At 44.2% G+C, this 13,720-nt stretch carries 15 protein-coding genes; 10 read left to right on the forward strand and 5 right to left on the reverse strand.

Annotated elements, in window-relative coordinates:
- The 3 genes from GXO74_14145 to GXO74_14155 form a co-directional block, all read left to right on the forward strand.
- A partial coding sequence (locus GXO74_14145) for an aspartate ammonia-lyase (protein NOZ62809.1) occupies positions 1-1,022 on the forward strand: 1,022 nt, incomplete at its 5' end.
- 320 nt (positions 1,023-1,342) lie between these two features.
- Positions 1,343-2,047, forward strand: a complete 705-nt coding sequence (locus GXO74_14150) for a lytic transglycosylase domain-containing protein (GenBank protein ID NOZ62810.1) — start codon at positions 1,343-1,345, stop codon at positions 2,045-2,047.
- 248 nt (positions 2,048-2,295) lie between these two features.
- Positions 2,296-2,472: a hypothetical protein gene (locus GXO74_14155; protein NOZ62811.1), complete on the forward strand. Its 177-nt coding sequence runs from the start codon at positions 2,296-2,298 to the stop codon at positions 2,470-2,472.
- A 191-nt stretch (positions 2,473-2,663) separates the two neighbouring features.
- On the opposite strand, the gene GXO74_14160 is transcribed toward GXO74_14155, so the two are convergent.
- The 4 genes from GXO74_14160 to GXO74_14175 all read right to left on the reverse strand — a co-directional run bounded on the left by GXO74_14160 (position 2,664) and on the right by GXO74_14175 (position 5,216).
- Entirely contained in the window at positions 2,664-3,506 is an 843-nt protein-coding gene (locus tag GXO74_14160; protein ID NOZ62812.1) for a purine-nucleoside phosphorylase, read from the reverse strand.
- A gap of 10 nt (positions 3,507-3,516) precedes the next feature.
- Entirely contained in the window at positions 3,517-4,215 is a 699-nt protein-coding gene (locus GXO74_14165) for a hypothetical protein (protein ID NOZ62813.1), read from the reverse strand.
- Between the two features lie 75 nt (positions 4,216-4,290).
- Positions 4,291-4,857 carry a DivIVA domain-containing protein gene (locus GXO74_14170; protein NOZ62814.1) on the reverse strand — a complete coding sequence of 189 codons (567 nt, stop codon included), beginning with the start codon at positions 4,855-4,857 and terminating at the stop codon, positions 4,291-4,293.
- Between the two features lie 104 nt (positions 4,858-4,961).
- Positions 4,962-5,216: a YggT family protein gene (locus GXO74_14175; protein NOZ62815.1), complete on the reverse strand. Its 255-nt coding sequence runs from the start codon at positions 5,214-5,216 to the stop codon at positions 4,962-4,964.
- A gap of 391 nt (positions 5,217-5,607) precedes the next feature.
- Here GXO74_14175 and GXO74_14180 point away from each other — a divergent pair, with 391 nt between their 5' ends.
- Genes GXO74_14180 through GXO74_14195 form a run of 4 tightly spaced genes read left to right on the forward strand, consistent with a single transcriptional unit; the run spans position 5,608 to position 7,772 of the window.
- Entirely contained in the window at positions 5,608-6,678 is a 1,071-nt protein-coding gene (locus GXO74_14180) for a mannose-1-phosphate guanylyltransferase (GenBank protein NOZ62816.1), read from the forward strand.
- A gap of 13 nt (positions 6,679-6,691) precedes the next feature.
- Positions 6,692-6,949: a hypothetical protein gene (locus tag GXO74_14185; GenBank protein NOZ62817.1), complete on the forward strand. Its 258-nt coding sequence runs from the start codon at positions 6,692-6,694 to the stop codon at positions 6,947-6,949.
- 18 nt (positions 6,950-6,967) lie between these two features.
- On the forward strand, positions 6,968-7,429 hold the full coding sequence (locus GXO74_14190; GenBank protein NOZ62818.1) for a PTS sugar transporter subunit IIA: 462 nt from the start codon (positions 6,968-6,970) through the stop codon (positions 7,427-7,429).
- A 4-nt stretch (positions 7,430-7,433) separates the two neighbouring features.
- Entirely contained in the window at positions 7,434-7,772 is a 339-nt protein-coding gene (locus tag GXO74_14195) for a hypothetical protein (protein NOZ62819.1), read from the forward strand.
- Positions 7,773-7,844: 72 nt separating this feature from the next.
- On the opposite strand, the gene GXO74_14200 is transcribed toward GXO74_14195, so the two are convergent.
- On the reverse strand, positions 7,845-9,374 hold the full coding sequence (locus GXO74_14200) for an aromatic amino acid lyase (protein NOZ62820.1): 1,530 nt from the start codon (positions 9,372-9,374) through the stop codon (positions 7,845-7,847).
- Between the two features lie 269 nt (positions 9,375-9,643).
- Between GXO74_14200 and GXO74_14205 the strand changes: the two genes are divergently transcribed.
- The 3 genes from GXO74_14205 to GXO74_14215 form a co-directional block, all read left to right on the forward strand.
- On the forward strand, positions 9,644-10,783 hold the full coding sequence (locus tag GXO74_14205) for an ATP-binding protein (protein ID NOZ62821.1): 1,140 nt from the start codon (positions 9,644-9,646) through the stop codon (positions 10,781-10,783).
- Between the two features lie 233 nt (positions 10,784-11,016).
- Positions 11,017-12,789 (forward strand): T9SS type A sorting domain-containing protein, encoded by a 1,773-nt coding sequence (locus GXO74_14210; GenBank protein NOZ62822.1) that lies wholly within the window; start codon positions 11,017-11,019, stop codon positions 12,787-12,789.
- A gap of 258 nt (positions 12,790-13,047) precedes the next feature.
- Positions 13,048-13,720, forward strand: a 673-nt coding sequence (locus tag GXO74_14215; protein ID NOZ62823.1) for a DUF3524 domain-containing protein, incomplete at its 3' end; no start/stop codon positions are given.

Raw genomic sequence — 13,720 nt, forward strand, 5'->3', positions numbered from 1 at the left:
GCTCGTACGACATCATCCATCCCAACAATCACGTGAATTTGAGCCAGAGCACCAACGATGCCTATCCCACTGCCATGCGCATCGGACTTTTATTTGCGTTGCAATCGCTCATTTCAGCGATGGAAGAATTGAAAAATTCTTTTGCAGCAAAAAGCGAGGAATTCGCTGATGTGCTAAAAATGGGACGCACGCAGTTGCAGGATGCGGTTCCTATGACGCTGGGGCAGGAATTTGGCGCTTTCGCGACGATGGTCGAAGAAGATATTTCGCGCGTCAAGGAAGCGATGGAATTATTGAAAGAAATAAATTTAGGTGCCACTGCCATCGGCACCGGCTTGAATTCGCCTCCCGACTATGCTGCGACAGTGAGAAAGTTTTTGCTGGAAATCACCGAGCTTAACCTGAAAACAGCGACCAATCTCGTCGAGGCAACACAGGACACCGGCGCTTACGTGCAACTTTCCGGCGTCTTGAAACGCGTCGCTGTCAAATTGAGCAAAATCAGTAACGATCTGCGTCTTCTTTCCAGCGGTCCCAGAGCCGGAATCAATGAAATAAATCTGCCGCCCATGCAGCCGGGCAGTAGCATCATGCCCGGCAAAGTGAATCCGGTCATTCCCGAAGTGGTCAATCAAATTGCCTTTGAAGTGGTGGGCCACGACGTCACCGTGACGATGGCTGCCGAGGCGGGGCAACTTCAGCTAAACGTCATGGAGCCGGTTATTTGCTTTTCCCTGTTCAGCAGCATCAATCATTTGCGCCAGGGCTGCATTGTGCTTTCCGAACGCTGCGTGAAAGGAATCACTGCCAACCGATCACGCGCGCGTGAATTAGTAGAAAAAAGTATCGGTCTGGTGACGGCGCTGAATCCCTATTTGGGCTATGAAAGAAGTACCGAAGTCGCGCGCGAGGCGCTGCAAACCGGCAAAAGAGTGTACGACATTGTGCTCGAAAAAGGCTATTTGACGCAAAAAGAATTGGATAAAATTTTAAATCCTGAAAATATGATCAAACGAGATTAGCCCTGGCGAATTAAAATCGGACGACAAAATTGAATCATTGTGAATAGTCGCCCATCTAAAGGAGCGGCGAATCAGAAATAAATATCTCTGATTAACGAAATATTGGCCGCATGAGCCAAAAATAAAAAAACGCTGTTCTTGATATAAATCACATTTAGATTTGAAAGAAAGTTTTATATTATCCGTTGTAAAAAGAAAATCAATGTGAGCGCTGGGAAAAGATTGAAACTTATCAGCATTTTTTGCGTTAATATTCGACGATCTACAAATCTGGAGACGGGGATCATTATTTTATTCATCACAGAAAGGAGTTGATGAAAATGAAAAAGGAAAGTGCAATATATCGCTACTTGCGAATGCCATTGAAAGTGACGGTCATCCTGTTGATGTCAGTGACGGTGATCGGATTCACGTACAAATATTTCGACACGACTGAACAGACACGCGACAAGATAGTGCAAATGGAACGTACGCTGCAAGATTTACGAGCCGCGATGAGCATTGACAGTTTGCGAGAGTTTGAAATCAAGAAAATTATGGCAATCATTGACCAATACAACACTGAACTTTCTCCTGTGACAAAATACGATATTGCCAACGAGATTTACCTCGCCAGTCTGAAATATACTAATCTCGATGTGGACCTCATTTGCGCGACTATCACGCACGAGTCCGCCGGAACGTGGAATCCGACAATTGTGTCGCCTGCCGGAGCCATCGGCTTGATGCAGATTATGCCGGCGACCGGCGCTTTTCTGGCGAAATATGAGGAAATTACCTGGACAAACGAACAAGAAGTGCTAACCGATCCGCTTTACAACATTCGCATGGGAACGCGCTATCTGTCCACGCTGATTTCCTTTTATGGCGTCGAGGGCGGATTAGCCGCATACAACGGTGGCGAAAGGCAAGCCTCTTTGTGGCTGAAAAGCAACAAAGCGCCGGGAATTCTCTGGGCGGAAACGGAAAGTTACGTGCCCGCAGTCATCAAATTATATGATCAGTACAAGGAAAAAAACCTGTGATCGAAGTAGCGATATAATCCTGAACAGGGATGGCGGCTATCGTGTCAACTGATGCGGTAGCCGTTTTTTTTGTCAGCATCAAAAATTAGCCATAAGCCTTCCTTGACAATATTTCCGTCAAATTTCGTCGCATTTCATTTTTTACTTGACTTTTTAATATTTTGTTATATTTTAAGATATAGTTACAATTCGGTAACAAACAAAAGCGCTCTCTTTTCCCATTCCAATTTCACTTGAGGAGGTGCATTATGAGACTCAATCAACCAAAACAAGTAACCTGGTGGATTTCTTTGATTTTGGCAGTATTGGGAATTTTAGGTAAATGGGTTTTAACGTCAGTCGCATTTCTGAGCAGCTACGCTTTTATTCTTTTGTTAGTGGGTTTCGCATTGCTTTGGCTGGCGACATTTGTCAAAGGCTTGTGACGTGCAGGGCTAATTTGACGTCGGAGGGAAAAAATTATTTTAATGGGAAGAGCGTTTTGAATCGGAAATAGCTTGTTTGGCAATTTGTTTGAGTTGATCAGGCTATTCCCTGAATCGAAGCGAGGTTGTAATTAAATGGAGGGACAGCCTCGCTTTTTTTATTTTCCTTAAATTTTTCTATCCCAAAAATCTCACATTTGTGCAACAACCTTTTTGATAATTGCCGTGAGTTTCGGCTCGGTTTCTTTGGCGATGCGAATGATTTCCGGGACATTCGCCGGCTTCAATTCTTCCGGCACACAAGCATCGGTGATAACGGACAGTCCCAGCGCTTTCATGCCCATGTGCACGGCGACGATATCCTCCGGCACAGTGGACATGCCAACGACATCCGCTCCGATAATGCGCAAAAAACGATATTCGGCAGCAGTTTCTAAATTTGGCCCGGTCAAAGCGGCATAAACGCCTTTTTTGACAGTCAAACCCAATTCAGAAGCGACTTTTTCCGCGAGGTCTATCAGTTCCCGGGAATAAGGTTCAGACATATCCGGGAATCTGGGTCCTAAAGAGTCATCATTTTCCCCGACGAGCGGATTGTCGCCCAATAAGTTGATGTGATCTTGCATAATCATTATCGTCCCCGGCTTGAAAGCCGGATTTATCCCGCCGCAAGCATTGGAAACGATCAATTTCGTCACGCCCAAAAACTTCATCACCCGCACCGGGAACGTGATTTGCTTCATCGAATAGCCTTCATAGTAGTGAAATCTTCCCTGCATGGCGACCACAGATTTTCCGCTCAATTTGCCAAAAATCAATTTTCCGGCATGAAATTCGACCGTGGAAATCGGAAAATTGGGGATTTGTTCATAGGGAATCACAATTTCAATTTCAATATCATCCACTAACGCGCCCAATCCGCTGCCCAAAATAATGCCAATCTCCGGCATCGCATCTGTCTTTGTTCGCAGAAAAGCAATCGTTTCCTCGATCTGTTTTCTCAACGCACTCACTTTCTTCGCCTCCGAAACCATTTCTGATATTTCACTTTTTCTTTTTCCGCTTTGATTTTTCCAACAATCTTTTCATCTCCGCATCCTGTTTCAGGCGTTCGCGTTTCAATCGCTCTATTTCGTCGAGGATTTTCTTGCGTTTCAATTTTTCTTCCTCGGCTTTTTTTTGCGCAATTTCATACCGTTCTTTGCGAATCTTGTCAACAGCAATTTTTCGATCTTTTTTGGCGCCGGCCTTTGCAAACAGAAATGTCCCAAGTGCCGTGCCCGCGCCGGTTGCCGTCCACATGGCTGTTTCGCCCTGATCGACGTTGTCCATGCCGCGATTGATCAGCGAACCGATGAAAAAGCTGATGCCAAAACTGAGTCCCAAACCACCTGCCGTGTACAGCCACGTGTTTTTGCTGCCGGTGCGCTGTTCAATTTCCCAGGGTGAAATTATTTTTCCCAGCGCATCCCGGTCATATTCGTTTTCACCCTGGATGGCGGCTATTTCATCGTGATTAATTTTCACCAGTGAGCGTTTGCGATCTTTCTTTGTTTGCAGGATGACAAAGGACGGCTTATTCGCTCTGACAATCCCGGTCACGCTCTTGCCGGTGACGGTCTGAATTTTCACCAACGCTTGCGGCTGGGCCTGATCGTAGGAAATGGGAATTCGTTTGGCACATCCGGCAAAAAATGCCAATAATATGACGATGTTGCCCCAAATTGCTGTTTTTTTTGCCATTTTGCGTCTCTCCACAGTTGTTTTTAACAATCAAGGGCGCCGCATTCAGCCCCGGCTCTCCCTTAGTGATCGATTTTACATAATGAATTGATCGGAAATTTTCAAATTTTCCACGGAATTTTCATCTTGGGCGTCATCGTTTTTTTTTTCAGCGGAGTAATTTCCTTTTCTCCCGTCCCGCTCAAATCCGACATCATCCATTTCCAGCACTTTCAGCAGCTCAATCTGCGATTCCAACAGATGACGTAATCTTTTGGCAAACGAATCTTTTTGCGCCTTGACAACCATGAGTTCATTTTTCAGCTCAGCCAGTTGCTTGCGAGCTGTTTCGATTATTTTTTCCGCTTTGACTTCCGCTTCTTTGATGATCAAAGCGGCTTCGCGTTTGGAATTTTCGCGCGACTGATTCATGGTCTGCTGCGCATTGAGCAGAGATTCTTTGAAAGTTTTTTCCACTTCCTGATAATCGCGCAGTTGCGTTTTTAATTTTAACACATCGTCAGAAAGCGAGTTTTTGTCCCGAATTAATTGCTCAAATTCATCGGCGACCATCTCCAAAAACGTCTCCACTTCGATGGGATCGTAGCCGCGCATTACTTTTTTGAAGATTTGCTTTTTTATGTCCAACGGGGTGATCTTCAATGTTCGCCTCCATTTTTGGTGTGCGATTATGATATTTGGGAATGAAAAAAATGCACCTGAACTAATAATTTTCTTCAGCAAAAATTTTTCAGATAAGCGAATTGTTAAAGCAAAAGACTGAGCAAAATCCTTTTCAAAAAGTACAGCGCAAAAATCAGTACCAACGGTGAAAAATCAAGCCCGCTCATTGCCGGAAGCCACTGCCTAATTTGACGCAAAGGCGGTTCCGTTAATTGGTAAATAATTCGGATGACGGACTGATACGGATTGTGCGGAATCCAAGATAAAACCACTCTGACAATCACGACAAAACTGTACAAATCAATGAGCGTGCCCAACAGCGCAACGAAATGAGTCATTTTTCCTCTGCCTGTGTTTTGATAACTATCAGCAATATTTTAAAGTTAGATTTAATATAATTGATTCCGAAGTAAAAATCAATAAAAAAGTTTTTAAATTAAATTAATAATAGGCATAAAATGCTTGATTTTTAGCAAAGAATTTATTAATTTAAAATTTGTAGCAACTAGATCGCTAATAGATTGAGCATTGAGGTTAATGATTCGCCAATGATTTATTTTGTAAATATTTGTTATTTAAGGCATTGCAGCATTAATCCAAGCGGTGTTTTTTAGCAATTTTTTCATGCCAATGGCACTTTAATTTTTTTGCCAACGGCATTTTTTTTTGCATTTTTGTAATTCAGGCAATGACCGGGCGCAAAAACAATATTTCAGAGGAGCATTGTGAATGTACGCAGTTATTATGGCCGGAGGGGAAGGAACTCGGTTTTGGCCCAGGAGCCGCAGTAAACAACCGAAACAACTCCTGAATATCGTCGATTCAGATACCATGATTCAGTCCACTGTTAAACGTCTGAAAGGGCTGGTGGATTGGGATCATATTTTGGTGGTGACGACGATTCACCAAAAAGACGCGATTTTAGAACAACTGCCATTGTTGTCGCCGGAAAATCTTGTCATTGAGCCGAAAGGTAAAAACACCGCTCCTTGCATCGGATTGGCAGCGACCTTGCTGGACAAAAAGGATCCGGATGACGTGATGGTTGTTTTGCCTGCCGATCATCGAATAGAAAACGATCAACTGTTTCGAAAAACACTGCGCGCTGCGGCGCATTTGGCGGAAACGCAAAATGGGCTGGTCACAATCGGCATTGATCCAACTTACCCGGCGACAGGTTATGGTTACATTCAACATCGGCAATTGGTGGAAAACATCGACGGCATTGAGGCGTACAGCGTCAAGACATTTGCTGAAAAGCCGGATATTCAAACAGCAAAACGCTTTTTGAAAAGCGGAGATTTTTTCTGGAACAGCGGTATTTTTATCTGGAAAACTTCCAAAATTCTTCAAGAAATCGAAGATTCTCTGCCGGAATTGCACTCCGGGCTCATGCGAATTAGCGAAGCAATGGGAACTAACCGGGAAGCGGAAGTCATTGAAAAAGTCTATTGCCAGATTAAAAGCATGTCTATTGACTACGGCGTGATGGAGCACTCGCGCAATGTGTTTGTGGTCAAAGGGAAATTTGCCTGGAACGATGTCGGCAGTTGGGACGAAGTTTACAAAATTTTTCCCAAAGACAAAAACGGCAATGCCGTCACCGGTCAAGCAATGCTTCTGGACACAAAAAATTGTTTCGTTGACGTGAAAGACCTTTTCGTCGGCGCCATCGGGTTGGAAAATATGATCGTAGTTCGAACGTCCGACGCATTATTAATTTGTCCCCGGGAACGCGCTCAGGAAGTGCGCGATCTGGTGGATTTAATGAAACGAAAAAAACTCGATCAATTTCTGTAATCAGGGAGAAGTCATGGATCAAAAATATCTCCTTCAGGCGTTCGAGGACCTGGTGCAAAAATTATCCATCGACCTTCGCTATGAAAAAGGTGATTTTTCCGGCGGTTTGTGCCAGATGCCGAACAAATCGGTTTTTATCATCAATTCCAGGCTGCCAATGGAACAAAAAATACGTCTCATCGCCCGCGAATTAGGTAATTTGAAATTAAATCATATTTACATTCGCCCTGTGCTGCGAGAACTCATTACCGAGGCGAATCGGAGAAATTAAAAAAAGGACGAAGCGAAAATGACCAACGAAGAACTCATCACTTATTTTGATGAACAACTCTTTCTGCCGGATTTGAAAGCGGCCACTAAAGATGAACTTTTCGAAGAGATTGTGGATCAATTTGTCAAAATCAAATATTTAAAAAATCGGGAAATCGTACTGGACATGCTCCGCCGACGTGAACAACTGGGAAGTACGGGCATCGGCAAAAATGTTGCCATCCCGCACGGTAGAACGACCTCGGCGTCTGACGTGATGATTGCTTTTGGCAAACCGGAGCAGGGCATCGAATATGAGTCTGTGGATAACAAACCGGTTAATCTCGTTTTCATGATCATTGCGCCACCGCAGGATGAAAATAATATGTACCTGCCCATTCTCGGCAAAATGGTGGAAATTTTGAACAAAACAAAAACCCGCAATAAGCTCATGAAAGCTGAGACATACGAAGAATTTATTGACATCATTTTAAAGGGGTGAAAAATTGGAAAAGTCACAGTTGGAACTTTTAGTTGCGCTTCAGGATTTGGACATGATGATCGAAGAAATCTCTGAAGTGAAACGTCTGGGATTCAGCGCCGAACGCGAAGAAGAATTGCGCAAGGCGCGCGAAGAGTTGGCTAATAAAATTAAGAAACCACTTCTCTACAGTTATGAAAAATTGAAAAAACGCTACAAACGCGCCATCGTTCCCGTGGGCGAAGACAACACCTGTCTCGGTTGTTTCATTAAGCTGCCCACGTCTCTTTCTTCAATCGGCAGAACCGACGCCGAAGTGATTTATTGCGAAGGTTGTGGTAGAATTTTGTATTGGCTGTCGTAATAAATTGCCCCCTTTCAAAGGTTCAAGCCTTTGAAAGGGTTTGATAGTTCATATTTTGCGAGAATTTTTGTTTTAGTAAGTCCTCAGCTCGCCGACTTCGTTTTCTACTGCGTGCAAAATCTCACGCTTTTTGACGGCTTCCATCATATTATTGTGATCAATGTACAGCGGTCTGTCTTCTTCCAGATGCGCCACCACTTTTCTGACTGCCTTGTGGGCAGCAAGCACGCCTTTGCCCGGCGTAAAATCGCGAAAATCCAACGCCTGAGCCGCTGCGATGGACTCAATTCCCTGGACACCATAAGCATTTTCCAGAATCTGTTTTGTCTTCAGCGCTGTGTTCATTCCCATACTGACAAAATCTTCCTGATCTGCCGCCGCGGGAATCGATTGTATCGCAGCGGGAGCGGACAAAATTTTTTGTTCGACTATCATCATATCCGCTGTGTACTGACTGAGCATGTGTCCCGAAAACATTCCGGCGCCTTTGGTCAAAAATGCCGGTAAGCCCACGCTCAGCGCCGGATTGAGAAGGCGATTGAGCCGGCGTTCGGAAATGACAGAGACCATGGTAATCACAGCGCCTAACATGTCCAGCGGCACGCTGATAGGGGAGCCCTGAAAATTCGCGCCGGTCAAAACCACGCCGTCTTCGGGCAGAAAAATTGGATTGTCTCCCACGCCGTTGAGTTCAATTTCGAATTGGCTGCGCGTCCAGCGAAGTTGGTCGCGCGCCGCGCCGTGTACCTGCGGCGTGGAACGCATGGAGTAGGCGTCCTGCACTTTGGTTTTGATTTTCCCGGTCAGCAAATCCGAACCGTCGACCATTTTACGAATATTTGCCGCAGAAGTAACCGCTCCCTGAAATCCGCGTAATTCGTGGAGACGAGAATCGTAAGGCTTCATGTTTGCCATGAGCGCCTCCAGCGTCATGGCAGCGACAATGTCCGCCTGTTTCAAAAAACGCTCGGCTTCGTAAATTTGCAGACTTCCCATTCCCAAGATCAGATTACTGCCGTTGATCGCAGACAAACCGTCTCGCGCCTCTAATCCGGGAATTGGAATGCCGGCTTTTTTCATGGCAGCGGCGCCCGGCATTCTTTCGCCCCGATAATATGCCTCGCCTTCGCCCATGAGCAACAAGGCGATTTGACTCATCGGCGCCAGGTCGCCTGAAGCGCCCACACTGCCTTTTTTACACACAACCGGCGTCACGCCTTTATTGAGCATGTCCACGTAGGTCTGAGTAATTTCAGGCCGACAACCCGAGTGACCTTTGGCGTGCATATTGATTCGCGTCAGCATGGCAGCGCGTACTTCTTCGATAGGAACAGGCTCCCCAATTCCGGCTGAGTGGTTGTAAATCAAATAGCGCTGAAATTGCTGCACTTGTTCATCCGTCAAAATTACTTCAGAAAATTCCCCAATGCCGGTGTTGATTCCGTACATAATTTCTCGCTCGGCAATTTTTTTCTCCAAAAATGCCCGGCATGCCTTGATTCGTTCCACTGCATCCGGATGAAGCTCCACTGTCTCCAGCCCGTGTGCAACGTGGTAAACATTTTCGACGGTCAAATCGCTGCCCGTAATTTTAATAGCCATTTCGCCTCCTCCGTGAAATTTTATCATTTGAAAAGGTCGTTTAGCGAAATATAATTAGTTGAAAGAATTTAAGAAAATAATTCCAAGAAAGCAATGATTTTTTTGTCTGGCTGTTGAGGGAAATCGTTGGAGAAAGCCAGTTTTTCTTTAAAAATTCAGTGAGTAAATTTTTTTCACTGATTTGATTTTTTCATTGTTTTTTTGTAAAAATATTAGTAAATTTACATGCATGTTAAAATAGTCATTACTTTTTTAACATTGAGGTAAAAATGAAATACATTGAACGCTACATTGAAGACAGCGTTAAAGAGGATCTGACTCAGAAAATGGTCTTTATCGCCGGGCCAAGGCAGAGCGGGAAAACAACTTTAGCGATAAAAATTCTCGGGAATAAAAGTTCACCAGCGCGAAAAAACTGGTACTTGAACTGGGACTCTGCTCACGATAGAGAAAAGATAATCCGAGAGCAGTTTCCCGCAGGAAAAGGCTTGCTTGTACTTGATGAAATACATAAATATTCCCGCTGGCGTCAGGTCGTAAAAGGATTATTTGACAAAAGGAAACATGAATTGCAAATTATTGTCACAGGCAGCGGCAGGCTTGACTATTATCGACATGGCGGTGATTCTTTGCAAGGACGCTATCATTTTTACAGATTATATCCCTTTTCTTTCGCTGAAGTACGATACGAACGAAAAAATGCGCTATTCGAACTGTTAAAATTTGGCGGGTTTCCTGAACAATTCATTTCTGCTTCCGAACGCGCGACAAGACGTTGGAGTCGCGAGTACCGCAGCCGGATAATTTACGATGAACTAGATTCACTCGAGAATGTAAAAGACGTTGCGCTCATTGAAAATCTTTCGCTTCGACTGCCAGAGATGGTAGGTTCTCCTCTTTCGATAAATAGTCTGCGCCAGGATTTGCAGGTTGCACACCATACCGTTGCTCGCTGGCTGACAATGCTGGAAAATATTTACATGATTTTCCGGGTGTATCCTTTCGGTTCTCCAAAGATCCGTGCCATTAAAAAAGAAAGCAAACATTACCATTTTGATTGGACGGTCATCGATGACGAAGGCGCTCGATTTGAAAATTTAATTGCTTTTCACTTGTTAAAGTGGGTTCATTTTAAGCAGGATTACGAAGGATTGAATATGGAATTACGCTATTTTCGTGACGTCAATCGCCGAGAGATCGACTTCGTTGTCATGGAAGATAACAAGCCAGTCCAGTTCATTGAATGCAAATTGCGCGGAAAGGAAATTAATCCGGCATTGCGTTCTTTGAAAAAACTGTTTCCGAATGCCTATTTTGTACAAGTCTCTCTGTACAAAGAGGATGATTATGTTACAAGAGAAGGAATACATGCCTGCCCTGCTGAAAAATTTTTATCCGCATTAATCTGAATTAAATCGAGATCAAATTTTTTTCAGCGCATTCCTTCTAACCCACGATTAAATTAACATCCATATTAAAAAAGTACTAACTATCTTAACATTGATGTTAAAATAGTCGAAAAATGTTCATCTCCTCATCGATTCCATTTCCTGAAAAAATGGCTGCATTTCTCATTTTTTGTTTGATAATTTCAAAAATATTGTTATTTTAAAAGAAAACAAATGCAAAAAAGGAGACCAAAATGAAAACTCGCAAACTTCTGTTCGCGGTGATTATCCTTTTTTCCGTATTTCTTCTCAACTCAAAAATTGCCGCTCAACATTCTCTGTTGCAGGAGGAATTCGCCTCGCCGGATTTTTCCACGCCGCAGCACATCAACAACCACGTTTTTAATTTCTTCCACCATTCCAGCGGCGCCAACTTGCTCGACGACGGACTGCAAAGCGCTCTGACTAATCTGGGCTATCATCTCCACAGTAGAATTAACACCACCTATGAATACGAAAACAACAACACCGATTACCGCCACTGGTACAAAAGATTTCAGCGGGAATTGGGCATCAAAGTCGGAGATCATTACTACCGCTATTTGGGCCCGGACGCCGAAGGCAACCCTCTCACCGGCGAGCAGATCGACGATGATTACCGTGATTTTATGCTCAATTATTATGAATTCAACGCGGAGAGAATGGACATCATCATGTTTAAGCCCTGCTATCCGGGATCAGAAATTTCCGACTACGACACCCAATACGATGGCAGCGGAGAAAATAATGGCTACGGCAACGTCACTGGCGGCACCCCGCATTCCGACAACGGGACAAATAATTTCACTTATCTCAATTCCGGCAACTCTGTCGATGACGTTTACACAAACGATTTTTGGACGCACGGCTACTGGGACTCCCCGTCTTCCTCGCTGGCGCAGCTCAAATGCGCCTACCGCGGCATGCTTAATATTTTTGTCGATCATCCGGATATTTTGTTCATCGCCATGCAGGGGCCGCCCCTGGTCTGGCTGTCCGATGAATCGGCTAATGATTGCCGGGAATTTGCCCGCTGGCTGCGCGAAGATTGGCTGCACCAATACGATCCCAAAGGACTTGATCAATTTCAGGATTATCCGCTCAAGAATGTCGTACCGTTCGATTTTCACAATTCCATCGCCTGGACCGGCAACGACGCTAATCTGGACGATGAATATTTCTGGTTTTTAGAAGGCGGCATGCCGGACAATGCCATGGACAATTCCGATCCGGAAAAAATAGGCCGCAGTGCCAGCAGCGAGGATCATCCGGACACTTGGTTAAATCAGCGGGTGGCAACTATTTTTTGCGGCGGCACGGACACATTCAGCCCATCGCATACGGGACACTCAGCGCAAAATTATTACTCCTGGATAAACGCTGTCGTTAATCGCTGGGAAAAAACCACCTCTCCGGTTTCGGTAGAGTTTGTCTCTTTTGCCGGAATTGTGAGAAACAACTCCGTCGTCTTAAATTGGCAAACGGCGACGGAAAGCAACAATTTCGGCTTTGAGATTCAAAGAGAAAGCAAAACAAATCAAGTTTTTCAAAAAATTGCCTTTCTGCCCGCAAATGATTTTGAAAAAATTTACAATTATGAGGACAAAAATCTCACATCCGGTATTTACCAATATCGCCTCAAGCAGATCGACCTCGACGGCAGCTTTCAATTTTCGCCATCGATTTCAGTCAACGTCGGTGTCGCAAAAAATTTTTCCATCGATGGCAATTTTCCCAATCCGTTCAATTCACAAACAATGATTAATTACAGTCTGGCGAAAAACAGCAAAGTCAAAATTCTCGTTTTTGACATGTTGGGTCGTCGGGTTAGGACGTTAGTTGAAGACTACGAATTCGCCGGCGCCCACCAGATTCTTTGGAACGGTTGCGACAACTTTCATCGTCCGGTGGAATCAGGAATTTACTGGCTGGTTTTATCAGTTGAAAACGGGAGAAAATTGACGCACAAATTGATTGTGCTGAAATAGTGAGTAAAATTTGAAGATGTAATTGCACAAAATTTAATGTTGTCTAAAAATTCCGTTCATTAATAAGTTTCACACTTTATGTTGTGTTATTGTTATTTAGGAGTGTCTCTCTGCAGGGAACGCAAATTTGCAATCCCTACTTTTCGGACATGCAGTTTAATAAAGTGCTGTCCTTTTCATCAAATAATTTACAAAAATTCCCTGTGATCTCGCTGGCTGTGTGCCAATTCTAATCTTAAATTCATACATGACACGAATATGAAAATTCTCATCATCGAACCCTATTTCACCGGCTCCCATGCAGATTGGGCCAAAGGCTACCAGAAATTTAGCCGCCACGAGGTGGAAATTTTGAGCTTAAGCGGCCAATTCTGGAAATGGCGCATGCACGGCGGCGCGGTGACACTGGCGCAGAAATTTCTCGAATCTGACTTTTCGCCGGATTTCATTCTCGCGACAGACATGCTGGATTTGACAACTTTTCTGGCGTTGACACGGAAAAGAACGCATGCCATTCCCACAGGGATTTATTTCCACGAAAATCAAATCTCTTATCCCTGGTCCTCTGCCGATCGGGACGTGCGAAAAAAGCGCGATCACCATTACGGATTCATCAATTACGTCTCTGCTCTGGCGGCAGATGCTGTCTTTTTCAATTCCCGTTTTCACCGGACATCGTTTTTTGCAGATCTGCCCAAAATACTGAAACATTTTCCCGATCATCGCGGGATGGACAATATCAAGAAACTCGGACAAAAAAGCAAGGTGCTTTATTTGGGATTGGATTTGCAACGGTTTGATGAATTTCGTGTCCGGGAGAAACGCGACAAACCGCTCATTCTCTGGAACCACCGCTGGGAATACGATAAAAATCCCAGCGATTTTTTTCTTGTGTTGAACGAATTAAAAAATGATGGGATAGACTTTGAAA

The organism is Calditrichota bacterium (assembly GCA_013152715.1).
Classification (GTDB): domain Bacteria; phylum Zhuqueibacterota; class Zhuqueibacteria; order Thermofontimicrobiales; family Thermofontimicrobiaceae; genus 4484-87.